Annotated in this window: 21 protein-coding genes; 14 read left to right on the top strand and 7 right to left on the bottom strand. The window is 62.3% G+C overall.

Features of this window, described 5'->3' with window-relative positions:
• Positions 1 to 35: 35 nt before the first annotated feature.
• Positions 36 to 1,550, bottom strand: coding sequence for an AhpA/YtjB family protein (locus J3P92_RS22745; RefSeq protein WP_434608098.1), 1,515 nt, complete (start codon positions 1,548 to 1,550; stop codon positions 36 to 38).
• 133 nt (positions 1,551 to 1,683) lie between these two features.
• On the opposite strand from J3P92_RS22745, the gene serB reads away from it, so the two are divergent.
• On the top strand, positions 1,684 to 2,898 hold the full coding sequence (gene serB, locus J3P92_RS22740) for a phosphoserine phosphatase SerB (RefSeq protein WP_420766176.1): 1,215 nt from the start codon (positions 1,684 to 1,686) through the stop codon (positions 2,896 to 2,898).
• A gap of 170 nt (positions 2,899 to 3,068) precedes the next feature.
• On the opposite strand, the gene J3P92_RS22735 is transcribed toward serB, so the two are convergent.
• The 4 genes from J3P92_RS22735 to J3P92_RS22720 form a co-directional block, all read right to left on the bottom strand.
• Positions 3,069 to 4,829, bottom strand: a complete 1,761-nt coding sequence (locus J3P92_RS22735; RefSeq protein ID WP_434649125.1) for a molecular chaperone — start codon at positions 4,827 to 4,829, stop codon at positions 3,069 to 3,071.
• A gap of 130 nt (positions 4,830 to 4,959) precedes the next feature.
• Positions 4,960 to 5,820, bottom strand: coding sequence for an archaetidylserine decarboxylase (gene asd, locus J3P92_RS22730; RefSeq protein ID WP_420766178.1), 861 nt, complete (start codon positions 5,818 to 5,820; stop codon positions 4,960 to 4,962).
• A gap of 17 nt (positions 5,821 to 5,837) precedes the next feature.
• Positions 5,838 to 6,653 (bottom strand): rhodanese-like domain-containing protein, encoded by an 816-nt coding sequence (locus J3P92_RS22725; protein WP_420766179.1) that lies wholly within the window; start codon positions 6,651 to 6,653, stop codon positions 5,838 to 5,840.
• A gap of 42 nt (positions 6,654 to 6,695) precedes the next feature.
• A complete protein-coding gene (locus J3P92_RS22720; protein ID WP_434649123.1) occupies positions 6,696 to 8,234 on the bottom strand; it encodes an HDOD domain-containing protein in 1,539 nt (512 codons plus the stop codon).
• A gap of 166 nt (positions 8,235 to 8,400) precedes the next feature.
• Between J3P92_RS22720 and motA the strand changes: the two genes are divergently transcribed.
• On the top strand, positions 8,401 to 9,252 hold the full coding sequence (motA, locus tag J3P92_RS22715) for a flagellar motor stator protein MotA (protein WP_198797221.1): 852 nt from the start codon (positions 8,401 to 8,403) through the stop codon (positions 9,250 to 9,252).
• 162 nt (positions 9,253 to 9,414) lie between these two features.
• Positions 9,415 to 10,485 (top strand): flagellar motor protein MotB, encoded by a 1,071-nt coding sequence (motB, locus tag J3P92_RS22710; RefSeq protein WP_434608092.1) that lies wholly within the window; start codon positions 9,415 to 9,417, stop codon positions 10,483 to 10,485.
• Between the two features lie 80 nt (positions 10,486 to 10,565).
• Here motB and rsgA read toward each other — a convergent pair whose 3' ends face one another.
• Complete coding sequence (gene rsgA / locus J3P92_RS22705; RefSeq protein WP_053117887.1) at positions 10,566 to 11,597, bottom strand: small ribosomal subunit biogenesis GTPase RsgA; 1,032 nt, start codon at positions 11,595 to 11,597, stop codon at positions 10,566 to 10,568.
• A gap of 118 nt (positions 11,598 to 11,715) precedes the next feature.
• On the opposite strand from rsgA, the gene orn reads away from it, so the two are divergent.
• Both orn and J3P92_RS22695 read left to right on the top strand, forming a co-directional pair.
• Positions 11,716 to 12,258, top strand: coding sequence for an oligoribonuclease (orn, locus tag J3P92_RS22700; protein ID WP_434651190.1), 543 nt, complete (start codon positions 11,716 to 11,718; stop codon positions 12,256 to 12,258).
• Between the two features lie 263 nt (positions 12,259 to 12,521).
• A complete protein-coding gene (locus tag J3P92_RS22695) occupies positions 12,522 to 13,133 on the top strand; it encodes a trimeric intracellular cation channel family protein (RefSeq protein ID WP_420766182.1) in 612 nt (203 codons plus the stop codon).
• Here J3P92_RS22695 and queG read toward each other — a convergent pair.
• The gene (queG, locus tag J3P92_RS22690; RefSeq protein ID WP_420766183.1) at positions 13,115 to 14,194 is read right to left on the bottom strand and encodes a tRNA epoxyqueuosine(34) reductase QueG; all 1,080 of its coding nucleotides are present in this window, start codon (positions 14,192 to 14,194) and stop codon (positions 13,115 to 13,117) included. The genes J3P92_RS22695 and queG overlap by 19 nt on opposite strands.
• Before the next feature lie 63 nt (positions 14,195 to 14,257).
• On the opposite strand from queG, the gene J3P92_RS22685 reads away from it, so the two are divergent.
• The 9 genes from J3P92_RS22685 to hflC all read left to right on the top strand — a co-directional run bounded on the left by J3P92_RS22685 (position 14,258) and on the right by hflC (position 24,324).
• Complete coding sequence (locus tag J3P92_RS22685; protein WP_434649122.1) at positions 14,258 to 15,757, top strand: NAD(P)H-hydrate dehydratase; 1,500 nt, start codon at positions 14,258 to 14,260, stop codon at positions 15,755 to 15,757.
• On the top strand, positions 15,745 to 16,215 hold the full coding sequence (gene tsaE, locus J3P92_RS22680) for a tRNA (adenosine(37)-N6)-threonylcarbamoyltransferase complex ATPase subunit type 1 TsaE (RefSeq protein WP_434608087.1): 471 nt from the start codon (positions 15,745 to 15,747) through the stop codon (positions 16,213 to 16,215). The genes J3P92_RS22685 and tsaE overlap by 13 nt, the downstream gene beginning before the upstream one ends.
• Positions 16,216 to 17,646: an N-acetylmuramoyl-L-alanine amidase gene (locus J3P92_RS22675; protein ID WP_434560970.1), complete on the top strand. Its 1,431-nt coding sequence runs from the start codon at positions 16,216 to 16,218 to the stop codon at positions 17,644 to 17,646. It begins immediately after the preceding gene.
• Complete coding sequence (gene mutL / locus J3P92_RS22670; protein WP_434649121.1) at positions 17,643 to 19,556, top strand: DNA mismatch repair endonuclease MutL; 1,914 nt, start codon at positions 17,643 to 17,645, stop codon at positions 19,554 to 19,556. The genes J3P92_RS22675 and mutL overlap by 4 nt, the downstream gene beginning before the upstream one ends.
• Positions 19,556 to 20,527 (top strand): tRNA (adenosine(37)-N6)-dimethylallyltransferase MiaA, encoded by a 972-nt coding sequence (gene miaA / locus J3P92_RS22665; RefSeq protein WP_420766188.1) that lies wholly within the window; start codon positions 19,556 to 19,558, stop codon positions 20,525 to 20,527. The genes mutL and miaA overlap by 1 nt, the downstream gene beginning before the upstream one ends.
• A gap of 92 nt (positions 20,528 to 20,619) precedes the next feature.
• Positions 20,620 to 20,880, top strand: a complete 261-nt coding sequence (gene hfq / locus J3P92_RS22660) for an RNA chaperone Hfq (RefSeq protein WP_003186419.1) — start codon at positions 20,620 to 20,622, stop codon at positions 20,878 to 20,880.
• Positions 20,881 to 20,892: 12 nt separating this feature from the next.
• Positions 20,893 to 22,194, top strand: coding sequence for a ribosome rescue GTPase HflX (gene hflX / locus J3P92_RS22655; RefSeq protein ID WP_420766189.1), 1,302 nt, complete (start codon positions 20,893 to 20,895; stop codon positions 22,192 to 22,194).
• A gap of 85 nt (positions 22,195 to 22,279) precedes the next feature.
• Positions 22,280 to 23,455, top strand: coding sequence for an FtsH protease activity modulator HflK (hflK, locus tag J3P92_RS22650; protein ID WP_420766190.1), 1,176 nt, complete (start codon positions 22,280 to 22,282; stop codon positions 23,453 to 23,455).
• Positions 23,455 to 24,324 carry a protease modulator HflC gene (gene hflC, locus J3P92_RS22645; protein WP_420766191.1) on the top strand — a complete coding sequence of 290 codons (870 nt, stop codon included), beginning with the start codon at positions 23,455 to 23,457 and terminating at the stop codon, positions 24,322 to 24,324. Before hflK ends, hflC begins: the two co-directional genes overlap by 1 nt.
• Positions 24,325 to 24,603 lie beyond the last annotated feature (279 nt).

Here is a 24,603-nt window from a genome sequence, read left to right as displayed (position 1 = left end):
TCATCTGCGGGTTTTATTATTTCAGGGCCGAGACCTCAGGCCTGACGCTCATGCATGCGCGCCAGTTGCCGCTCCAGCATCGATGGATATGGCTCCATCAATCGTTCCACACAGCAAGCGCCTTCCGGGCTGGCGATGGGGCGGATGCGGGTGCGTTGGCGGATCAGGGCGTCATCGTTGATCTTGCGCTCCACCAGCAACAAGTTGCGGCTGTGCTGGGAGAGGGCCAATGCGTCCTGGGCGGTTTCGGTGAGCAGCAGGTCGATCTGGCTCAGGCCGAACAGGCCGTCGCCCAAGGTCAAGCCCAACTGCAATTGCAGGGTGATGCCGCTGTCGGCGACTTCGATTTGCAATTGATGACCCAGCGCGCGCAGCAGTTCACCGCAGCAAATGGCGTTGGTCAGGTAGTCGTCGCCGCTGTCTTCGGCATGGAAGAGCATCAGCGTACTGCCGTCATTGAGGGTATGCAGTTCGCCTTGATAAAGCGATGCGGCTTGGTCAAGGCAGTCGCGATAGCGTTCGAGCAGCTCCTTCAGGCGCGCCTGGGGCAGGCGGCGCAGCTGATCCTGGGCACCCAGTTGAACGGCCAGCACGGCGCTGTGCTGGGGCACGTTCGAGGCGGGGCGGGCAGCCGGTTGAGGAGCGCCGGTCACCGCGTCGTCGCGCAAATCGGCAAAGGCGTCATCGTCTTCCTCGTCTTCGACCGTGCGCACCACATGGCGCGGCGCAGGGCGGGAGGCGGGCATCGGTGAGCTTTCGTCAAAGCCCGGGTCACGCAGGTTGCGCACCTCGAAGCCCGGTTCGGCATCGTCCTCGTCGACGTAGTCGATGTCTTCAGGCTCCGGCACCGGCTCAGGTTCCGGCGCGAAGCTGGCGTGAAGTTGCCGAGCCAGGTCGCCGATCTCATCCTGGCGCTGGGTCGCCGGCGTATGTTCATCGATGTCCCGCAGCCAGACGCGCAATTGCAGCAGCGGCGTGGAGATGTGCCGTCCCAGGCGCAGGCTCAAGGCCAGGGCAAGCGCCAGCAGGATCGCGCTGAGGATGCCCATGCTTTGCAGGCTGATGGTCATCGGTTGTTGGAACTGGTCCATGTCCAGGCTGATGCGCAGTTGCCCGGCCGTCACATCCTGGAAAGTGATCTTGCTCTGGTACATGCCGCCGGTCTCGCCCAGCAGGCCAGGTTTAGGGCGCTGGCCGGCCTCCGCGAGGATGCGGTTGTCCACGCTGTAGATGGCGGCGTGGGCGACCAGTTTGTTCTTGGTCAGGTTGTTGAGCAGCACGTTGAGGCTGAGGATGTCGTTGGACACCAGCAACTCGGTGGCGGAGGTGGCGGTCTGGGTGGTCAGGCTTTCACCCAGGGCGTCCGCCTGCTCATGCATGGCCTGCTTGAATTGCAGGCCCATCACGCAGGCATAGATGACCAGGGCCAGGGCGACCAGGATCACGTTATGGCTGGCGATGCGCAATGCAATCGGCACGCGGCGATGGCGCAATGCACGGAAGATCAGCAGGAAGAAGTTGTCGGTTTTGACTGGCGTGGGCCGGTTCACTGAGCTCGGCTCTTTGTCCGTGAAATTGACGCGCAGTATAGCGACAGGCCCATGGCCGGCAAAGCACTGGCGGTGCCCGATGGTCACTGAATGTGGGTAGAATGCGGTTTTTTTCCACCTGCGGGGGTGCGCCTTGCGCGAAATCGTCCTGATAAACATCACTGGCAGCGACCGTCCGGGTCTGACTGCGGCCATTACCGGCGTTCTGGCCCAGGGTGGTGTGACCATTCTCGACATCGGTCAGGCGGTGATCCATGACACGCTGTCGTTCGGCATCCTGGTTGAAATTCCGGACGCCGAACAAAGCAAGTCGGTGCTCAAGGACATCCTGTTCACGGCCTACAAACTTGACCAGCAGGTGCGTTTCACCCCGGTATCCGAAGCCGATTACCAGCATTGGGTAGCCGGCCAGGGCAAGAAGCGCCACATCGTGACGCTGTTGACCCGCAAGGTGACCGCCGAGCAGTTGCAACGGGTCAGTTCGATCACCGCCCAATACGGGCTGAACATCGACCATATCGACCGACTCTCCGGGCGTATGCCGCTCGATACTCCGGCTGACCAGGGCAAGGGCTGCATCGAGTTTTCCGTGCGCGGCGAACCGGCCGATCCCCAGGCGCTACGGGCCGAGTTCCTCAGCGTGGCCCAGGAGCTGAACGTCGACATCGCGTTCCAGGAAGATTCGCTGTTCCGCCGCAACCGTCGCCTGGCGGTGTTCGACATGGATTCGACGTTGATCGAAGCCGAAGTCATCGACGAATTGGCCAAGGCGGCTGGCGTGGGCGATAAGGTCTCGGCGATCACCGAGCGGGCCATGGCCGGCGAGCTGGATTTTCGTGCCAGTTTCAAAGAACGCCTGGCGCTGCTCAAGGGCCTGGACGTCAGCGTGCTCGATTCCATCGGCGCCTCACTGCGGCTGACGGAGGGCGCCGAAACCCTGTTCGCCGAACTCAAGCGCCTGGGCTACAAAACCGCCATCCTGTCCGGCGGCTTCACCTATTTCGCCAAGCAGTTGCAGGCCAAGCTCGGCATCGACTACGTGTTCGCCAATGAATTGGAAGTGGTGGACGGCAAGGTCACCGGCGTGGCCGTCGAGCCGATCGTCGATGCCCAGCGCAAGGCGGACCTGCTGCGCGAATTGGCCGAAAAAGAAGGCCTTCGCCTGGAGCAGACCATTGCCGTGGGCGACGGAGCCAACGACCTGCCGATGCTGGCCATCGCCGGCCTGGGCGTGGCGTTCCGGGCCAAGCCGCTGGTCAAGCAATCGGCCCGGCAGGCGATTTCGACCTTGGGGTTGGATGGGGTGTTGTACCTGTTGGGCTTCCGGGATCGCGACGGGCAGGTTTGAGCAATTCGCCGATCGTTGGATTTCGCATACCCGTGGCGAGGGAGCTTGCTCCCGCTGGCCTGCGCAGCAGGCCCAATACGGCCCACCTGAAACGCCTGGGTGTCAGGTTTCGGGGCCGCTTTGCGGCCCAGCGGGAGCAAGCTCCCTCGCCACGCAATAGTTGTTGTTCCTTAGAGCGACTTCCACAACGAATCGAAATCCCCCTCTTGCGTGCCGTCACCCCCGTTCGCCGCTGATTCGTCCTGGCGATAAGCGAACTGGTTGAAACTGTGGGTGCTGGTCACTCGTCGATCGAGCCCAGCGCGCCGTTCCTCGCCATTGGTGTTGATCAACACCTGCTGGCCTTCCTGGAAAGGCAGGCGCGGGGCGATTACGGTGGGGGGCAAGTCGATGGCGCTGATCTCCGGAAGCAGCAGCCCGCGCAGATAGTGCCCTTGCTCGTTTTGCTCTCGAAGCAATTGCAGGCCGCACGGCTGGGCATGGGGCGCGACCAGTTCGATCCCCATCTGCATGGCGCCATTGCGCACCTGGCGAATCCAGCGCACCACGGCGATGCTCCAGCTCTGGTCGTTGGCGTCCCGGATACCCACCATTTCCCCAGCCTGTAGTTGTTCCGGCACCTCCTTCGGCCAGCCAAGGCAGTAACCTCCCGGGCTGTGGTTGATGATCGGCAAGTCGTAGGTGGGGAAATGGTGCTGGTTGTCGGAGCTTGCGGCGTCATCATCGGCCGGATTGACCGGGTATTCGATTTCTTCGTAGGGCAAAAGCTCACTGTCACCGCTGGGCGCTGCGTCGAAGGCTTGGTCCCAGGTATCGTTTTTCCGGGTGGGCGACGCCTCGAAGCGGGCCTTGCGAGTGGCCGGGTTCTTCAGGATTTCACTGAATGAGCGTTCGCCGCCAAGGTAATAATGCAAGGCGCTCATGCCCACGCACAGGGTCAGTGTGCCGTTGCCCTCGGTGCGCTGGAAACTGCGCTCGGCAGCTTCGCCCCAGGCGGCTTGCAGATGATGCAAGGTGTCGGCGCTCATGCCGGCCGGTACCGTCAACGTCGACTCGACCGGTTGCGCCAAGTGGGTGGTAATGGCACGCACCAGCGGCTGTGGGTCGAAACCCAGCAGCGTGGGTTGCTGTTCCGCCCGGAATTTCGAGCGGTAGCGCGGACCGACATCCAGCTGCGGCGCGACCGCGAACAGGCTGGAGGCGGTCATGGCCGGGTCCAGCTTGACCCCTTGGCTCCAGGGTTCGAGCACTTCGGCCAATCGGGCAATCTGGCTCTGGCGCAATTGGTTGCTGCGCGAGGCGCCCAGCAATAGCGCGACGACGTAGGTTTGCTCGACGTTCAGTTGGTGAACCTGGCTGGCCAGTTCATCGCTGACGGCCAGGTGCTGCAGTTTATGCTGGCAAGCGATCCGGTACAGCTGATGCAGATCGAGCCAGAGCCCCTCGGGCACAGGGCTGTACAACTGGCTGGAGCGTAGCAACGTGCTATTGAGCGCGTGGACTGCCCGTTGCGCTGCGGTAGTCAGCAGGCGCGCCCGGTCCTTGGAAAATTTCGACGAGATACGCCCGACGATCTGTTTGTAGCCCATCGCCAGGTGGGCTTGCAGGGCCTGGCACAGGTTGACGATCTTGCGCGATCGCTCATCCAGCACGATGGCCTGCTGCAGAAAGTGCCGCTCAAGGTGCTTGCAGACGTAATAAACCTCTGGTCGCAGCAGCTCCAGCAGTTGCAGGCGATTATCGCTGGGGGTCAGCAGTTGGTTCAGCTCGCCGAGTGCCTGGTACAGCAGGCGAGCGGTTTCGCCGATGTTGGCCTTGGGCAGGTTGGCGATCCAACGCTTGAGGTCGCGTGGCGCGGCATCGCAGAAAGACAGGCGCGACTGGGTCGGTGTCAAGACGCGCAGTAGCTGGAGAGGGCTGGTCTCATTCATGCCGTGGACGGGCTCCGGCGGGAAATGAAAAGGATGTTTCCAACTCTAGCAGCTGTAGGCGAAAGAGGTGCTCTGTGATTGTCGGATACCCAGTGGGAGCGAGTTTGCTCCCACTGGGTGAGCTTTTGGATCAGGCGTTCGGCAGTGCCAGGGCCTGGCCCATCTGCACCGGCGAGCCCGCCACGAGGTCTTCGGCCCATTTCACCTGGTCTGGTCCAAACAGCACGATAGCGGTTGAACCCAACTTGAACCGGCCCAGTTCGGCGCCTTTTTCCAGGTGGATCGGCGCGCGAGCGGCCTCATCGTAGCGGAAAGTCTTCAACTCGCGCTTGGGCGGTGTCACCAGGCCGGCCCAGACGGTTTCGATGGAGGCGACGATCATCGCGCCCACCAGCACCACGGCCATCGGCCCGCGCTCGGTGTCGAAAATGCACGCGACGCGTTCGTTGCGGGCGAACAGCTCCGGGACGTTTTCGGCGGTGGTCTGGTTGACCGAGAAAATCCGTCCTGGGATGTAGACCATTTCCCGCAGGGTGCCGGCCAGCGGCATGTGTACGCGGTGGTAGTCCTTGGGCGACAGGTAGATGGTAGCGAAGTCGCCGCCCATGAATGGCGCCGCGTTGGCCGCATCCCCGCCCAGCAGTTCCAGCACGCTGAAACTATGGCCCTTGGCCTGGAACACCCGGCCATGCTCGATCGGGCCGAGCTGGCTGACGGCGCCGTCGGCGGGGCTGAGGATCGCGCCGGGCGTTTCGTCCAGGGGACGCGCACCGTCTTTCAATGCGCGGGTGAAAAACGCGTTGAAGTGTTCATAGGCAGTGAGGTCTTCCACCAGCGCCTGGGACATGTCCACCTGGTAACGCTTGGCGAACCAGGCCGTGAAGGCGTTCTTGAACCAGCGAACGCGACACTCGGCGATGCAGCCGGCCAGCCGCGACAGCAGGTGGTGCGGCAGCAGGTATTGGGAGAGGATGAACAAGCGGTTTTTCATTAACTGTCCTTAAATCTTCAAAGCTCGATGGGCGTGTCGGGATGATTGCCCCATTCGCCCCATGAACCGGCATAGCCCTTGACCCGCGGATAACCGAGCGCCTTGGCCACCAGATAGGTGAAGCCAGAGCGGTGGTGGGTCTGGCAGTGGGTGATGACTTCTTTATCGGGCGTGATGCCCAGCTGTTCGAGAATCTGCGGCATGTCCTTGCGGATGCGCAGGCTGCGCGCAGGATCCATGCCGGCCGTCCATTCGAAATTGACCGCGCCGGGGATGTGTCCGCCCCGGGCCGCCACGACTTTTTCACCGGAATATTCCAGCGGGCCGCGCGCATCCCAGATCGCCAGGTCTTTCGAGCCAAGACGGCTTTGCAGGTACTCGCGAGTGGCGGTGGGTTCGTCGTGCAGCACCAGGCTGACATCGCCGGCGGCCGGCGCCGGGGTGTCGATCGACACCGGCAGGCCCTGGTCCAGCCAGGACAACAGGCCGCCATCGAGATAGTGGTAATTGGAGTGCCCGATCACGTCGAGCAGCCAGATAAAACGCCCGGCCCAGCCGCCGCCTTCGTCGTCATACACCACATAGACCGCGCCAGGGTTATGCCCGAGTTCGCCGAACAGCGTTTCCAGGTCGGCCTTCGCCGGCAACAGTCCCGGCGCCGGGGGCTGGCCCAGTTGCGTGCGTTTGGGATCGACGAAGCGCGCGCCAGGAATATGGCCGGTGCTGTAGCGCGCCGCGCTGGTCAGGTCCACCAGAATCAGATTGGGAGCATCGAGGCGCGGCAAGAGCTCGTTGGGCTCGATTACCAGCGGCAAGCCAGAGAAGTCAGGCATGTGAGGTCTCCTGGGGCGCAAAGGGAAAGGATTGTAGCAAGTTCAGCGGCCACGGTTGGTAAAGCTGTGCAGGGCCCTTTCGATGCATTGCACGGTTTTGCCGAAAGCCTGAACGGACACGTCCGAGAACGGACCGCCACCCTGGTCCGCGACCACTAGCATGATCACCCGTCCATTACACGTCAGTGAGCGCAACAGCAGGTGCTCGCCACGGAACAGGGCGCGAAGGGCCGGAGGCAGCAAGGCGGAGAACTGGGCGTTGTTCTCTGGAGTCAGGCGAACCTGGGCCTGTTGAGCCAGTAGCCGCTGCAAGACCTTGCTTTGGCTGATGGAGAAGCTCATCGCCGCCGCTTCCTTGGGCAGGCCGGCGGTCTGATGTACACGAACGCTGGTCTGGCTGCGATCGGGCATTAAAATCATCACCCGGCGCATGCCGCACGCCACCAGGGTATCTCGCGCCGAAGTGGTCAGGTGCATGGCGTTGCTGAAAGGGCTCGGTTCCACCAACAGCGCGGCGCATTGCTTGCGCCATTGGGACAGGTCCTGGGCGCTGGGCGGGGCGGCGGGCAACAAGCCGGGATGCACGCGGCGGCTGCCCGGGGGCCAGATCAGTGCCACGGCGGGGTGCCAGAGGTCCGGCATGGTGTGCTGGCGAGCACTGTTGGCGGCTTGTTGGTGCAGTTGCTGCTGAAGTTCGTCCATCGGCATCTGCAGATACAGGCTGGTGAGGTATTGCCAGCGAGCGCTGTGCGGGCTTTCCCAGGCCTCTTGCGCCGACAGTGCCAGACCATTGGCCAGCAGCACTGTATTGGCGGGTTGATTGAGCCAGCGCCGCAGCGTCGGGTCGTCGTCCAGGCGATTCTGCTGGCGTAGCGGATGTTCGCTGTCGCGGGCGATGCGCAGCACTTTCATCAGTTCGCGGCGTTCATTCAGCAGCAGGCGATAGCCTTGCGCCACCCAGATGGGCAGGCGCCACGCCTCCACCAACGCGAGGCAGATGTTCAGCAGGCTGACGCCGAACAGTTCGCGCTCGACCTGTCTGGCCGGCTGGCGTTTATGGACGACCCGCAGCTCCCATTCCGCCAGCAGGCGTGGATGGGTCAGGGCCAAGGGCCAGAGCGGCGACAGGAACAACAGGCTGCCCCAGTGGATGTCCTGCCACAGCCGCGCCAGGCGGCTGGCGAAAAAACCATTGGCCTGTTGTGTAGCGTGCTGGCTGATCAATTGCAACTGGCGCAGGGCGACCGGTATCTGGTGCGCCGGTAGCGAAGGCAGGCGCGCGAGCAATTCCTCGGTGCGCTTGAGGCCGAGGCGGTTGATCGCCACTTCGAGGTTCTCAGCCGGCTCCGCCAGGCTGCCGTGGGTGTGATGGTTGGCTTCGCGGATGACGCTCAGGGCCAGCGCGGGGCTGTCCTGCATCAATTCGGCGATGTCGCGCAACGAGCGGCGGCTGTCGGAAATGGCCTTGCAGACCAGGTCATGACTGGCCTGGGGCACCGGCAAATGGACGCCTTCGAGCAGCTTTACCCAGCCTTCGATCGTGGTCGGTCTTGGAGTTGGAACGTTCGTTTCGTTAGCCATGGTTGGACGTGATCTTCGCATGAGGTATCTACGCCCGGAATGGGGCAAATTGGCTTTTCGCCGGAACTGGCTATAGTCTGGCGCAGTTTTGCCGATAAGTAGAAGAAGAGATTTTTCAGCTTCCGAATATGACCTTGAACCCGACTTAAATAAGTACTTTCTACCTATGGCTAAAATTATCGGCATCATTGTCGTGTTCGCGAGCGTGCTCGGCGGATACGTGCTTTCCCATGGCAAGATCGCTGCGCTGATCCAACCGTTCGAGGTGATGATCATCGGCGGTGCGGCTCTTGGCGCATTCCTCCAGGCGAACCCTGGCTATATGACCATGCATGTGCTCAAGAAATCCTTGAGCATGTTCGGCTCGCGCTTCAGCCACACCTTCTATCTTGAGGTGCTGGGGCTGGTCTACGAGATCCTCAACAAGAGCCGCCGCGAAGGCATGATGGCGATCGAGGGCGACATCGAAGACGCCGCCGCCAGCCCGATCTTCGCCAAGTACCCTTCGGTGCTGAAAGACGAGCGCATGACCGCGTTCATCTGCGATTACCTGCGCATCATGTCGTCCGGCAACATGGCGCCCCATGAGCTGGAAGGCTTGTTCGACATGGAGCTGTACAGCCTCAAGGAAGACCTGGAACACCCATCCCACGCAGTCAACGGCATCGCCGACGGCATGCCCGGCTTCGGTATCGTTGCGGCGGTATTGGGTATCGTGGTGACCATGGCGTCCCTGGGGGAAGGCGACCAGGCTTCCATCGGCCTGCACGTGGGTGCGGCACTGGTGGGTACCTTCTTCGGTATTTTGGCCGCGTACGGTTTCTTCGGCCCGCTGGCCCACTCCCTGGCCCATGACGCCAAGGAAGAACTCAATGTCTATGAAGCCATCAAGGCTTCCCTGGTGGCCTCGGCCTCGGGCATGCCACCGTCCCTGGCGGTGGAGTTCGGCCGCAAGGTCCTGTACCCGGCGCACCGTCCAAGCTTTGCCGAGCTGGAACAAGCGGTTCGCGGTCGATAGTGCTCTGCTTTGCAGATACGTTCCTTTTTTGGCGAGTGACTGTTGCTGCCAGACAAGGCGCCGCGACGAGTCATAGCCCGCTATGGCGAGGAGCGGCAACACAGTATGGCAGCAACAGGCACCGTCAAAATGGAACAGTATTTGTGAAGCAGAGCACTCGTTATGGAGAATAACCAACCGATCATCGTCAAGCGCGTCAAGCGCATAGCTGGCGGGCATCACGGCGGCGCCTGGAAAATCGCTTTCGCTGACTTTGCCACGGCGATGATGGCGTTCTTCCTGGTGCTGTGGCTGCTGTCCACGGCGACGCCGGAACAGAAGATCGCGATCGCCGGTTACTTCAAGGACCCGGTGGGTTTTTCCGAGAGCGGCACGCCGTACATCATCGATCTGGGCGGCTCGCCTGTCCTGGCACCGGAAAATACCCTCAACCCCGAGGTCAAATCCCAGCCCCAGCCCGACAAGGCGACCGTCGACGCCAATGAGGCCGAGGGCATGGCCGAGCAGGTCGAGCGCGAGCGTCTGGAATTGCTCCTGCAAGAGTTGCAGAACAAGGTCGAAGAAAATCCCGAATTGCAGAAGTTCAAGGACCAGATCCTGTTCGAGATCACGCCGAACGGCCTGCGCATCCAGATCATGGACGCCGACAACCGGCCGATGTTCGACTCTGGCAGCGCGCGGCTCAAGCCGTATTTCGAAGACATCCTGCTGGCCATGGCCGACACCATCAAGGCGGTGCCGAACAAGATCAGTATCAGCGGCCATACCGATGCCAAGCCGTACGTGGGCAAAGGCGATTTCGGTAACTGGGAACTCTCGGCCAACCGCGCCAACGCGGCACGTCGCGCCCTGGTGGCGGGCAGCTATCCGGATGAGCAAGTGGCGCGGGTGGTCGGTTATGCGTCTTCGGCACTGTTCGATCGCCAAGACCCTTTCAATCCGGTCAACCGGCGTATCGATATCGTGGTGTTGACTAAGAAGGCCCAAAAAGCCATCGAGGGTTCACAAGCAGACGATTCGGTGCCCGATTCGGTGCCCGGTTCGGTGCCCGATTCGGCCCAAGGCGAGGGCGCGCCAGGTGAAGTGTCGGTGCCACCGGCCGCGCCAGGTGCAGCGGTCGATCCGAACGCCTTGCCGGCGGACCAGCAGCCGGTGCCGGCCCACGAGTTGCGCGAACGCCTGAACCTGTTCGACGACGCCGCACCGAAACCGGCCGAGCCGCCGGCGCAGTGATCCACAAAAAAGCCGACATCATTGTCGGCTTTTTTGTGGGTATCGGTTTACCTGAGACTCGTCACCATAGTGACCAACAGTCAGTAACTGCTCTCCGGCAGGCTGGCAATGATCGAGCGGTAACTGTTCATCCGTTGCTGGTGCACGCGGCCTTCTTCCAGTGCCTTGAGCAAGGCGCACCCGGGTTCGCGATCATGCTTGCAGTCGCGGAAGCGGCAGGTGCCGATCAGCTCGTTGAATTCGATGAAGCCGGCTTCGACATCCGCCCGGCTGACGTGGCCCAGGCCGAATTCGCGGATGCCCGGCGAGTCGATCAGTTCGCCGCCGCCGGGAAAGTGGAACAGCCGCGCGGTGGTTGTGGTGTGCGTGCCCTGGCCGGACAGCTCGGACAACGGCCCGACGCGGGTCTCGACCTCTGGCAGCAGGCTGTTGACCAACGAAGACTTGCCGACGCCGGACTGGCCGACGAACACGCTGATGCGTCCGTCCAGTTGCCGCTGCAATTGTTCCATGCCGTTGCCGTGATGGGCGGAGACCTCCAACACTGGGTAACCCAGGTCCCGATAGACCGACAGCAGTGCGTTCAGCGCCGGGGCGTTGTGCTCATCGATCAGGTCGAACTTGTTGAGCAGCAGCAGCGGACGGATGCCGGCGTGTTCGGCCGCTACCAGGTAACGGTCGATCAGGTTGGCGTGGGGCTCGGGCAACGGAGCGAACACGATGACGATCATGTCGACGTTGGCGGCCACTGGCTTGAGTTGGCCCCGGCTGTCGGGACGGCACAGCTCGGTGTGCCGGGGCAGTTGCGCGACGATCACGCCGATGCCCTGGTTGCCGGCACGCCAGACCACTTGGTCGCCGGTCACCAGCGCTGGCAGGTTGGCGCGCAGGTGGCAGCGGAACACCTGGCCGGCCAGTTCGCCTTCCTGGGCCTCGACCTCGACCTGCACACCGAAGTGAGCGATCACCAGGCCGGTCTGCTCGGGGCCCAGGTCGCCGCCCTCCAAGGCTTCGACAGCGCTGGATTCGCGCTTGGCGGCACGGGCGGCACGCTCGCCCTGGATCTTTTCGATGCGCCAGTTCTGACGACGATTGAGTTGGCGTTTGGCCATGGGTGTTCCGTATGAAGAAATACATCGATTGGTTTAAAACGGCGGCGAGTTTAGCACGCCCAAGGGGCTGCCTAAGCTAAACTGCGCAGCTAAGCCGAGGAGCTCCCCCATGCAAAACCTGCAAAACCCGCAGAACCTGATCTGGATCGACCTGGAAATGACCGGTCTGAACCCTGACACCGACGTCATCATCGAAATGGCCACCATCGTCACCGACAGCGATCTCAATACCTTGGCCGAAGGGCCGGTGATCGCGATCCATCACAGTGACGAGATCCTGGCCGGCATGGACGAGTGGAACACCCGCCAACACGGCGGCTCGGGCCTGACCCAACGGGTGCGCGAGAGCAAGATCAGCATGGCCGAGGCTGAAGCCCAGACCATCTCTTTCCTCGAGCAATGGGTGCCGAGGGGCAAGTCGCCGATCTGCGGCAACAGCATCTGCCAGGACCGTCGCTTCCTGTACACCCACATGAAATCCCTGGAAAGCTATTTCCATTACCGCAACCTTGACGTCTCCACGCTCAAGGAACTGGCCGCTCGCTGGGCTCCCGAAGTGCGCGACAGTTTCCAGAAAGGCAGTACGCACCTGGCCCTGGACGACATCCGCGAATCCATCGCCGAGCTGAAGCATTACCGCAAGCACTTCATCAAGTTCTGAGCCAACCCCAAGCGATTGGCGGGCAAGCTTTTGTGGCGAGGGGATTTAGCGAAACGTCGCACCGCCCCGTTGGGCTGCGGAGCAGCCCCTTGACCTGATGTCTGGTTGTGTCAGGCCGGTCGGTGTTGGTTGTATTTGGGGCTGCTTTGCAGCCCAGCGGGGATAAATCCCCTCGCCACGCTCCGGCAGCCGGCGGATCTTGCCCTCTTTTGGTGCCCGCCCAAACTGGCTAGACTGCGCGCCTTCCCGCAAGGACCGCCACCATGTTGCTGATGCTGTATCTGATCGCCATTACCGCCGAAGCCATGACCGGCGCGCTATCCGCCGGGCGGCGTGGCATGGACTGGTTTGGTGTGGTGCTGATCGCCTGCATCACGGCGCTGGGTGGTGGCTCGGTGCGCGACGTGTTGCTCGGTCACTACCCGCTCACATGGGTCAAGCATCCGGAATACCTGGTGCTCACCACCGCGGCTGCGATGCTCACGGTGTTCCTGGCGCGCTGGATGCGTCACCTGCGCTCGCTATTTTTGGTGCTCGATGCCGTGGGGTTGGTGGCATTTACGCTGATTGGCTGCATGACTGCGCTGGAAATGGGCCATGGCATGTTGGTCGCCTCGGTGAGCGGCGTGATCACGGGGGTATTTGGCGGCATCCTGCGGGATATCTTCTGTAACGATATTCCGCTGATCTTCCGTCGCGAGCTCTACGCCAGCGTCTCGTTTGCCGCCGCGTGGTGCTATTTGTTATGCGTCTACCTGCAATTGCCCAGCGAGCAGTCGATCCTCATCACATTGTTTGGCGGTTTTCTGCTGCGGCTCCTGGCGATTCGTTTTCACTGGGAAATGCCTAAGTTCGTCTATAACGACGAAGTCTGACGCGTGGCGTGCTGGCGCAGCGCCCATTCCACGTGTTCGCGCACCAGTTCCGACGGATAATCGCGCCGCGCCTCCAGCGCTTGCAGCACGGGAATCGTTGACGGCGCGTTGCCCAGGCCCACCGCCAGATTGCGCAGCCAACGTTCGTACCCAGCACGGCGCAACGGTGAACCTTCGGTACTGCTGAGGAATTTTTCCTCGTCCCACATGAACAGCTCCGCCAGCCCGGCGTTGTCCAGGTTGTGCCGTGGCTTGAAGTCGCTTTCGCCGGATGGCCGGGCGAAGCGGTTCCATGGACAAACGATCTGGCAGTCATCGCAACCGAACACCCGGTTGCCGATCAAGGGCCGCAGATCCTCCGGAATGGCGTTCTTCAACTCGATAGTGAGGTATGAAATGCACCGTCGGGCATCCAGTACATAAGGGCCGACGAAGGCATTGGTCGGACAGATGTCCAGGCAAGCGGTGCATTTCCCACAATGCTCGGTGCCGTGGGGCGGGTCCACCGGCAACGGCAGGTCGACAAAAAGCTCGCTGAGGAAAAAATAACTGCCGGCCTTGCGGTTCAGGACCAGGGTGTTCTTGCCGATCCAACCCAGGCCGGCCTGTTCGGCAATGGCTTTTTCCAGCACCGGCGCGCTGTCGACGAAGGCGCGATAGCCGAAGGGGCCGATGGCCTCTTGGATTTTTTCCGCCAGTTGCTGCACGCGCTTACGGATCAATTTGTGGTAATCGCGGCCCAACGCATAACGCGAAACGTAGGCTTTTTCCGGTTCGCCAAGTAATTGGGCCATCTGGGTGTCGCCCGCCAGGTAATCCATGCGCAGCGACACCACCCGCAGCGTGCCGGGCACCAGTTCTTCAGGGTGCGAGCGTTTGCTGCCATGGGCGCCCATGTAGTCCATTTCGCCGTGGTAGCCGGCCTCAAGCCAGCGTTGCAGATGTTGTTCATGCTCGGCCAGGTCCAGGCCGCTGATGCCGACCTGCTGGAAGCCCAGCTCGCGGCCCCATTCCTTGATGGATTGGGCGAGGGTGGCAAGGTCTGTGGGAATGGCAGGCATGAGGCGAGAGAAACCGGAGCTGAGATGCGTATAATTCTGCCAGACATCGGAGCCCGAAGACGCATGCCGCAGACTAAAGATGATTTTCCCGACGCGCTGTACAGCGCCGCGCAGGTCCGGGCCTTGGATGCACAGCTGATCGCGGCAGGCACCAGCGGCTTCGAACTGATGCAGCGTGCCGCCCGCGCCACGTGGCGAGCTATCGTGCGACGTTGGCCGCAAAGTGCTGAATTGACCGTGCTGGCGGGGCATGGCAACAACGCCGGCGATGGCTACCTGGTCGCTGCCCTGGCCCGCCGAGCCGGCTGGTCGGTACGGGTCCTGGCCGTGGGCGAGCCCCGGCGCCTGTTGGGTGATGCCGCCAATGCCCATGCAGAGGCCGTGGCCGTGGGTGTGCCGGTGGAGCCTTGGTCGGACGATAGCGAGCTGCGGGGAGTGCTGCTCGACGCGCTGCTCGGCACCGGGACCACCGGCGAAGTGCGCGAGCCTTATATCCGGGCGATCGATACGGTCAATGTCAGCGGTTTGCCGGTCGCGGCGGTGGATATACCGTCGGGGCTGTGTGCGGACACCGGCCGAGTGCTCGGGACCGCCGTGGCGGCTGACCTGACCGTGACGTTCATCGGCTTGAAGCTTGGCTTGTTCACCGGAGATGCGGCGGATCGAGTCGGTGAGTTGGTGTTCAACGACCTGCACGCCGACCCTGACATTGTTGAGTCGGCGCCTTCCAGTGCCCGCCTGCTCCTGCCTGTTAATCTGCCGCGCCTGACGCCTCGCCCGCCCACGTCCCACAAAGGCAAGTTCGGTCACGTGCTGTTGATCGGCGGCGACCGGGGTTTCGGCGGCGCGATCCAGATGAGCGCCGAAACTGCGCTGCGCTGCGGCGCGGGCATGGTTTCGATGGCCACCCGCAGCGAGCACGTCGCCTCGGCGCTGGTCCGTTTGCCTGAGGTGATGGTGCAGGGCACTCATTCGGCCAATCAATTGATGGGCTTGCTCAAGCAGGCCAACGTCCTGGTGGTCGGCCCGGGCTTGGGCCAGGCTGCCTGGGGACGCAGCCTGCTGTCGGCGGCGGCCAATGCTGCGCTGCCCCAGGTGTGGGACGCCGATGCTCTGAATCTGTTGAGCCTTGGCGCGGTCAGCCTGCCCGAACATTGCGTCATTACCCCGCATCCGGGCGAGGCAGCGCGATTGCTGGGGATATCCACGGCTCAGGTGCAGGCCGACCGCTCGGCGGCGGCCCACGCCTTGAGCCAGAAATACACAGCTACCGTGATCCTCAAGGGGGCCGGCAGCTTGATCGCCAGCCCGGACGGCCGCCTGGCGGTTTGTACCCAAGGCCACCCGGCCATGGCCACCGCCGGCCTGGGGGATGTGCTCGCCGGGGTCGTCGGCGCGTTGCTGGCCCAGGGGCTGGAAGCGTTCGAGGCCGCATGCCTGGCGGTCTGGCTGCATGCCAGCGCGGGCGTCCAGTGCGGTCGCTCGGGCCGGGGATTGGCGGCGACCGATCTGATCCCGGCCATTCGTCAGTTGTTGGAGGAGCATTCACCGTGTCTGAAGTAACCCTGTACTTGGCGGACGAACAAGCCATGACACAATTTGGCGCGCGTATCGCGCAAATCACCGCAGGGCATGGCTTGATCTTTCTCGAGGGCGACCTCGGCGCGGGAAAAACCACCTTGTCCCGTGGCATCATCCGTGGTCTCGGGCACGTCGGCTCAGTCAAGAGCCCTACTTTCACCCTGGTCGAGCCCTACGAGATCGGCGACATCCGAGCGTTTCATTTCGATCTGTATCGGCTGGTCGATCCCGAAGAGCTGGAGTTCCTCGGCATCCGTGATTACTTCGAAGATGACGCCTTGTGCCTGATCGAATGGCCCCAGAAAGGTGCAGGCTTTTTGCCAAAGCCGGACCTGACCATTACCATTGGCGCGCAGAATGGCGGGCGTTCGCTGAAACTGACACCGCAAGGCTCGCGTGGCGAGTCGTGGTGTGCCGCCTTGGCTTTGGAAACTAATTAAATGATGGGGTTTGGTATGCGCTTTCGCGCGGTGGTTGCTGTCGTAGGACTGTTGCTTACGGCACTGGCCGTCGATGCTGTGGCTGAGACAAAGGTCAACAGCGTTCGCCTCTGGCGGGCGCCGGACAATACCCGGCTGGTGTTCGACCTGACAGGCCCGGTGCAGCACAGCGTATTCACCCTGACCGCCCCGGATCGCCTGGTGATCGACATCAATGGCGCGTCCTTGGGCGCGCCGCTGAACGTGCCCACCGCCAACACTCCGATTACCGCCATGCGCTCGGCCCAGCGTACGCCGACCGACCTGCGGGTGGTCGTCGACCTGAAACAGGCGGTGACCCCGAAGAGCTTCACGCTGGCGCCCAACGCCCAGTACGGCAACCGGCTGGTGGTGGACCTGTTCGATAACCCGGCCGATGCCGCGCCGACACCGCCGCCGCCGACCAAAGTCGCCACGGTGCCCGCCGTGCCGGTCACGCCCACTGAACCCGCGATCAAGCTGCCACCGGCCCCGGCCGGCAAACGCGACATCATTGTGGTTATCGACGCCGGACACGGTGGCGAAGACCCTGGCGCCTCGGGTTCGCGCGGGCAGCGTGAGAAGGACGTGGTGCTGTCCATCGCCCGCGAACTGCAACGCCAAGTCAACGGCATGAAAGGCTTCCGCGCCGAACTGACCCGCACGGGCGACTATTTCATTCCCCTGCGCGGACGCACGGAAATCGCCCGCAAGAAGGGCGCGGACCTGTTCGTCTCGATCCATGCCGACGCCGCACCCTCCAAGGCTGCGTTTGGCGCCTCGGTATTTGCCTTGTCCGACCGTGGTGCCACTTCCGAGACCGCCCGCTGGCTGGCCGACAGTGAAAACCGTTCCGACCTGATCGGCGGTGCTGGCAACGTCAGCCTCGACGACAAGGACCGGATGCTCGCCGGTGTGTTGCTGGACTTGTCGATGACCGCCTCGTTGACCTCCAGCCTGAACGTCGGCCAAAAAGTGCTGAGCAACATCGGCCGCGTCACGCCATTGCACAAGCAGCGGGTCGAGCAGGCCGGGTTCATGGTGCTCAAGTCGCCGGACATCCCGTCGATCCTGGTGGAAACCGGGTTCATTTCCAACGCCAACGAAGCCTCTAAACTGTCGTCGTCAAGCCACCAGCAGGCCTTGGCCCGATCCATCAGCAGTGGCGTGCGGCAGTTCTTCCAGCAGAATCCACCGCCCGGCACCTACATCGCCTGGCTGCGCGATTCGGGCAAGATCGCCCAGGGCCCGCGCGACCATCGAGTCAACCCGGGCGAAACCCTGGCTATGATCGCCGTGCGCTATCAGGTGTCGCCCGCGACCTTGCGCAGCGCCAACAATCTGCAAAGTGACGAGCTGAAGATCGGGCAGACCCTGACCATTCCTGGCAACGAAGTGGCGGCCAAGCAATGAGCGATGACGTGATCGACAGCACCGCCCGCATCGAACTGCTCAGCCCTCGGCTGGCGAACCAGATCGCCGCCGGCGAAGTGGTCGAGCGCCCCGCGTCGGTCATCAAGGAGCTGCTGGAAAACAGTCTCGACTCCGGGGCCAGGCGTATTGACGTCGATGTCGAGCAGGGCGGGGTCAAGCTGTTGCGGGTGCGCGACGACGGTCGCGGCATTCCCGCCGATGACCTGCCGCTGGCCCTGGCGCGTCACGCGACCAGCAAGATTCGTGACCTGGAAGACCTCGAACGGGTCATGAGCCTGGGGTTTCGTGGCGAGGCGCTGGCGTCCATCAGTTCGGTGTCACGCCTGACGCTCACGTCCCGCACCCGAAACGCCGATCAGGCCTGGCAGGTCGAGACCGAAGGCCGCGACATGGCTTCCCATGTGCAACCCGCCGCTCATCCGGTGGGCACGTCGGTTGAAGTACGGGACTTGTTCTTCAATACTCCGGCCCGGCGCAAGTTCCTCAAGGCCGAGAAAACCGAATTCGATCATTTGCAGGAAGTCATCAAGCGCCTGGCCCTTGCACGGTTTGACGTGGCGTTTCACCTGCGCCACAACGGCAAGACCATCCTCAGCCTGCACGAGGCCAACGATGATGCGGCTCGCGCCCGGCGTGTGGGCGCGGTGTGTGGCGCGGGTTTTCTGGAGCAGGCCTTGCCCATCGAGGTGGAGCGCAATGGCTTGCACCTGTGGGGTTGGGTCGGCTTGCCGACGTTTTCCCGCAGCCAGGCGGACCTGCAATATTTCTACGTGAACGGCCGTGCGGTGCGCGACAAATTGGTGGCCCATGCGGTGCGCCAGGCCTACCGCGATGTGCTGTTCAACGGTCGGCATCCCACCTTCGTGCTGTTCTTCGAAGTCGACCCATCGGTGGTGGACGTCAACGTCCACCCGACCAAGCACGAAGTGCGTTTCCGTGATGGACGCATGGTCCACGATTTCCTCTATGGCACGTTGCATCGAGCCCTGGGCGATGTTCGGCCGGAAGATCAGTTGGCGGCCCCGGCGGCCGTGGCCGGCATGGTCCGGCCGACCGGGCTGGAGGCCGGCGAGTTTGGCCCCCAGGGGGAAATGCGCTTGGCGGCCCATGCCCTGCTGGAGCAACCCCAGCCCCAACCAGCCTACAACACAGGCGGAAGCGGCGCTGGCAGCGGTTATCAGTATCAATACACGCCGCGCCCACAATCCAATGTGCCGGCAGCCGAGGCCCAGGCCGCGTATCGCGAGTTCTTCAAGCCTCTGCCTGAAACCGCTGCGGCGACATTGCCCGACGGTCAGGGAGATATACCACCGTTGGGTTATGCCCTGGCGCAGCTAAAAGGCATCTACATCCTTTCCGAAAACGCCCAGGGCCTGGTCCTGGTGGATATGCACGCCGCTCACGAGCGGATCATGTACGAGCGATTGAAGATCGCCATGGCCAGCGAAGGCTTGAGCGGCCAACCGTTGTTGGTTCCCGAATCCCTGGCCGTCAGCCAGCGCGAAGCCGATTGCGCTGAAGAGCACATGAGCTGGTTCCAGCGCCTGGGCTTCGAGCTACAGCGCCTGGGCCCGGAAACCCTGGCGATCCGGCAGATCCCGGCCTTGTTGAAACAGGCCGAGGCCAATCGCCTGGTCAGCGACGTGCTGGCGGACCTGATGGAATATGGCACCAGCGACCGGATCCAGGCGCACTTGAACGAATTGCTCGGCACCATGGCCTGCCACGGCGCGATCCGCGCCAACCGGCGCCTGGCCTTGCCGGAAATGAACGGCCTGTTGCGGGACATGGAAAACACCGAACGCAGCGGTCAATGCAACCATGGCCGGCCGACCTGGACTCAACTGGGCCTGGACGACCTGGACAAACTGTTCCTGCGCGGTCGTTGATGAGCCAGTTGCCACCCGCGATTTTCCTGATGGGGCCGACGGCCGCCGGCAAGACCGACCTGGCCATCGAACTGACCAAGGTCTTGCCCTGCGAGTTGATCAGCGTCGATTCGGCGCTGGTCTACCGGGGCATGGACATCGGCACCGCCAAACCGTCGAAAGCTTTGCTCGCTGAATATCCACATCGACTGATCGACATCCTCGACCCGGCCGAAGCCTATTCGGCGGCTGATTTTCGGCGTGATGCGCTCCAGGCCATGGCCGAGATCACTGCGCGAGGCAAGATTCCGCTGCTGGTGGGCGGTACGATGCTGTACTACAAAGCCCTGGTCGATGGCCTGGCGGACATGCCGGCGGCCGATCCCGAGGTGCGCGCACAGATCGAAGAAGAGGCTGCGCGCCTTGGCTGGCAAGCGCTTCATGAACAATTGGCGGTGATCGATCCTGAATCGGCGGCGCGCATTCACCCCAACGACCCGCAGCGGCTCAGCCGGGCCCTGGAGGTTTATCGGGTGAGCGGCCAGAGCATGACGGCCCTGCGGCAGCGACAATCTGCGCAAAGTACTGAAGCAGCCGCTTCGGGACTGCAACAATTGCCCTATACTGTCGCGAATCTGGCCATCGCTCCGGCGAACCGGCAAGTGCTGCATCGGCGAATTGAACAAAGATTCACATTAATGTTGGAACAGGGATTCATAGACGAGGTCGTAGCCCTGCGTGAGCGAAGTGACCTGCATGCCGGGTTGCCGTCTATACGTGCGGTGGGTTATCGACAAGTCTGGGACTACCTGGACGGCAAGCTGACGTCAGCCGAGATGCGCGAGCGTGGAATCATTGCCACGCGCCAATTGGCGAAACGCCAGTTCACCTGGCTGCGCAGCTGGACTGACTTGCATTGGCTTGACAGCCTTGATTGCGACAATCTGCCACGCGCCTTGAAATACCTCGGGACCATCTCCATATTGAGCTGAGTCCTTGCAATTGCCGTCTATCCTTGGGGGTGTGACGGCCCAAGCCATCTGAATTCCGATTTTTATAATTGATCCTTAAAGGAGTGCGGCACATGTCAAAAGGGCATTCGCTACAAGACCCTTACTTGAACACTTTACGTAAAGAGAAAGTTGGGGTGTCCATCTATCTGGTCAACGGGATCAAACTGCAAGGCACGATCGAGTCGTTCGACCAGTTCGTCATCCTGCTGAAGAACACCGTCAGCCAGATGGTCTACAAACACGCTATCTCGACAGTGGTGCCGGTTCGTCCGATTCGTCTGCCTAGCGCAACCGAATCCGAAGGCGGTGACGCTGAGCCGGGTAACGCTTGATAGGAGCCTCCTTTGTTCTTTGAGCGCCACGGTGGTGGTGAGCGGACCATTCTCGTTCACTTGGAAGGACAGGACCCTGAGGCGCGCGAAGATCCGCAGGAGTTTCAGGAATTGGCAATTTCGGCCGGCGCCGAGACCGTCGCGTTTTTCAACGTGCCGCGTCATCGGCCAACCGCCAAATTCCTGATCGGCAGTGGCAAGGTCGAGGAGTTGCGCGACCTGGTCAAAGCCGAGCACATCGATCTGGTGATTTTCAATCACATCCTCACGCCCAGTCAGGAACGCAACCTCGAACGTGTCTTCGAGTGCCGCGTGATCGACCGCACCGGGCTGATTCTCGATATCTTCGCCCAGCGCGCGCGTACCCATGAAGGCAAGCTCCAGGTCGAACTGGCCCAGCTTGAGCACATGAGCACGCGGCTGGTCCGCGGCTGGACTCACCTTGAGCGCCAGAAAGGCGGTATCGGCCTGCGGGGCCCGGGTGAAACCCAGCTGGAAACCGACCGGCGCCTGCTGCGGGTTCGCCTGCGCCAGATCAAAGGGCGGCTGGAGAAAGTCCGCAGCCAGCGCGAGCAATCGCGGCGCGGCCGCAAGCGGGCCGACATCCCGACGGTTTCACTGGTGGGTTATACCAACGCCGGCAAATCGACCCTGTTCAACAACGTCACCCAATCCGATGTCTATGCCGCCGACCAGTTGTTCGCCACGCTCGACCCGACCTTGCGTCGGCTCGACCTGAGCGACCTCGGGCCCATCGTGCTGGCCGATACCGTGGGTTTCATCCGGCATTTGCCGCATAAGCTGGTCGAGGCTTTCCGGGCTACGCTCGAAGAGTCGAGCAACTCCGACCTGCTGCTGCACGTGATCGATGCCGCCGAACCGGACCGGATGCTGCAGATCGAACAGGTCATGGTGGTGCTGGGAGAGATCGGGGCCCAGGACTTGCCGATCCTCGAGGTATACAACAAACTCGATTTGCTCGAAGGCGTGGAGCCGCAGATCCAGCGCGATGCCGACGGAAAGCCGCAGCGGGTCTGGCTTTCGGCCCGTGATGGCAGTGGCCTGGACCTGCTCAAACAGGCCGTGGCGGAACTGCTGGGCGATGACCTGTTTGTGGGTACCTTGAAGCTGCCGCAGCGTTTTGCCCGGCTGCGTGCGCAGTTTTTCGAGTTGGGGGCGGTGCAGAAAGAAGAACACGACGAAGAAGGCATCTGCCTGCTGGCCGTTCGCCTGCCTCGGTCGGAACTGAACCGGCTGGTCAGTCGCGAAGGGCTCCAGCCGATGGAATTCATCGAGCAACACACTTTGCAATAAAAGCCTGAGAAAGCTGTGTCAGGCATTCTGTAGCATTGGCCGGCGCGCCGTGGGTGCGTCTTTGCTTTATCAGATGGAGAGCGCTATGGCTTGGAATGAGCCGGGTGGCAACTCGAATAACCAGGATCCCTGGGGCGGCAAGCGTCGTAACAACGGCGACCGCAAGGGACCACCGGATCTCGACGAGGCCTTCCGCAAGCTGCAGGACAGCCTGAACGGTTTGTTCGGTGGTGGTAGGAAACGCGGTGACGATGGCGGCAGCCGTCCGGGCAAGGGCGGCGGTTTCGGCCTGCTCGGCATCGGCCTTGTCGTGCTCGCGGCTGTCTGGCTGTACAGCGCGGTGTATGTCGTGGACGAGCAGGAGCAGGCCGTGGTGCTGCGCTTCGGCAAATACTACGAAACCGTCGGCCCGGGCCTGAACATCTATTTCCCGCCGATCGACCAGAAGTACATGGAGAACGTCACGCGCGAGCGTGCCTACTCCAAGCAGGGCCAGATGCTGACCGAAGACGAGAACATCGTCGAAGTGCCGCTGACCGTGCAGTACAAGATCACCAACCTGCAGGACTTCGTGCTCAACGTCGACCAGCCGGAGATCAGCCTGCAACACGCGACTGAAAGCGCCCTGCGCCACGTGGTGGGTTCCACCGCCATGGACCAGGTGCTGACCGAAGGTCGTGAGCTGATGGCCAGCGAAATCAAGGAGCGCCTGCAACGGTTCCTCGATACCTATCGCACCGGTATCACGGTCACCCAAGTCAACGTCCAGAGCGCAGCGGCACCGCGCGAAGTGCAGGAAGCCTTTGACGACGTGATCCGCGCCCGTGAGGACGAGCAACGCTCGCGCAACCAGGCCGAAACCTATGCCAACGGCGTTGTGCCGGAAGCCCGTGGTCAGGCCCAGCGCATCATCGAAGATGCCAACGGTTATCGCGACGAAGTGGTTTCCCGCGCCAAGGGTGAGGCTGATCGCTTCACCAAACTGGTAGCCGAATATCGCAAGGCGCCTGAAGTCACGCGCCAGCGCCTGTACCTGGACACCATGCAGGAAGTCTTCAGCAACACCAGCAAGGTCCTCGTGACCGGCAACAAGGACGGCCAGAGCAATCTGCTGTACCTGCCGCTGGATAAGATGGTCGAGAGTGGTCGCAACACCGGCACACCGCCAACCGGCGCGGCGGCAGCCGCCAGCAATGAAGCCAATGCCCGCGCGGCGGCGGACCTGCAGCAACAGCAAGCACGTACCAGGGAGAGTCGCTGATGAGCAATAAATCGCTGATCGCCCTTATTGTCGGCGTCGTCGTGGCGATCGCTGCCTGGAACTGCTTCTATATCGTGGCTCAGACCGAGCGCGCGGTGTTGCTGCAATTCGGTCGCGTGGTCCAGGCTGATGTCCAGCCAGGGCTGCATGTGAAGGTGCCGTACGTTAACAAGGTGCGCAAGTTCGATGCGCGCTTGATGACGTTGGACGCACCGACGCAGCGCTTCCTGACGCTGGAAAAGAAAGCCGTGATGGTCGATGCCTACGCCAAGTGGCGCGTGAAGGATGCCGAGCGCTTCTACACCGCGACCTCTGGTCTCAAGCAGATCGCCGACGAACGTTTGTCCCGTCGCCTGGAGTCGGGCCTGCGTGACCAGTTCGGTAAACGTACCCTGCACGAAGTGGTGTCCGGTGAGCGCGACGCGCTCATGGCAGACATCACCCGCTCGCTGAACGCGATGGCGGAAAAAGAGCTGGGTATCGAAGTGGTCGATGTGCGTGTCAAGGCCATCGACCTGCCGAAGGAAGTGAACCGCAGCGTGTTCGAGCGCATGAGCACCGAACGTGAGCGTGAAGCCCGCGAGCACCGCGCAAAAGGTAACGAGCTGGCCGAGGGCATCCGTGCCGACGCCGATCGTCAACGCCGCGTGCTGCTGGCCGAAGCCTATCGTGAATCGGAAGAGGTCCGTGGTGATGGTGATGCCCAGGCCGCTGCGATCTACGCCAAGGCCTATGGCCAGGACCAGGAGTTCTACGCGTTCTACCGTAGCCTGCGTGCCTACCGTGAAAGCTTCGCGAACAAATCCGACGTCATGGTCCTGGACCCAAGCAGTGACTTTTTCCATTACCTGGAAAAGGCCAAGCCTTGATGCGACGTTGACCTGAAGCACTCCGCCCGGCGGCTAAAACGTCGGGCGGGGTGATCCTTTGGGAAAACGTGTGTATGATGCGGCAGCCGGGAAATTCCCGGCTTTTTTGCGTCTGCGCGTTCGATTGTGGTTTATACGGTGCAGGCGTCGGGTTGAATGACCCGACAGGTTTTTCGAGGAAAGTGCTTGGCGAGGCCGATCCAGGGCCATTCGTCACGTCGCCCTTGCGCGTTGTTTGCGGTTTTTCGCATGACGCGGGCATTTTCTGCTTCACTCAAG

The sequence above is a fragment of the Pseudomonas sp. D3-27 genome (genome assembly GCF_051132165.1).
Lineage (GTDB): Bacteria > Pseudomonadota > Gammaproteobacteria > Pseudomonadales > Pseudomonadaceae > Aquipseudomonas.
The sequence above is the reverse complement of the archived record's forward strand: the minus strand, read 5'-3'. Positions and strand labels throughout refer to the sequence as shown.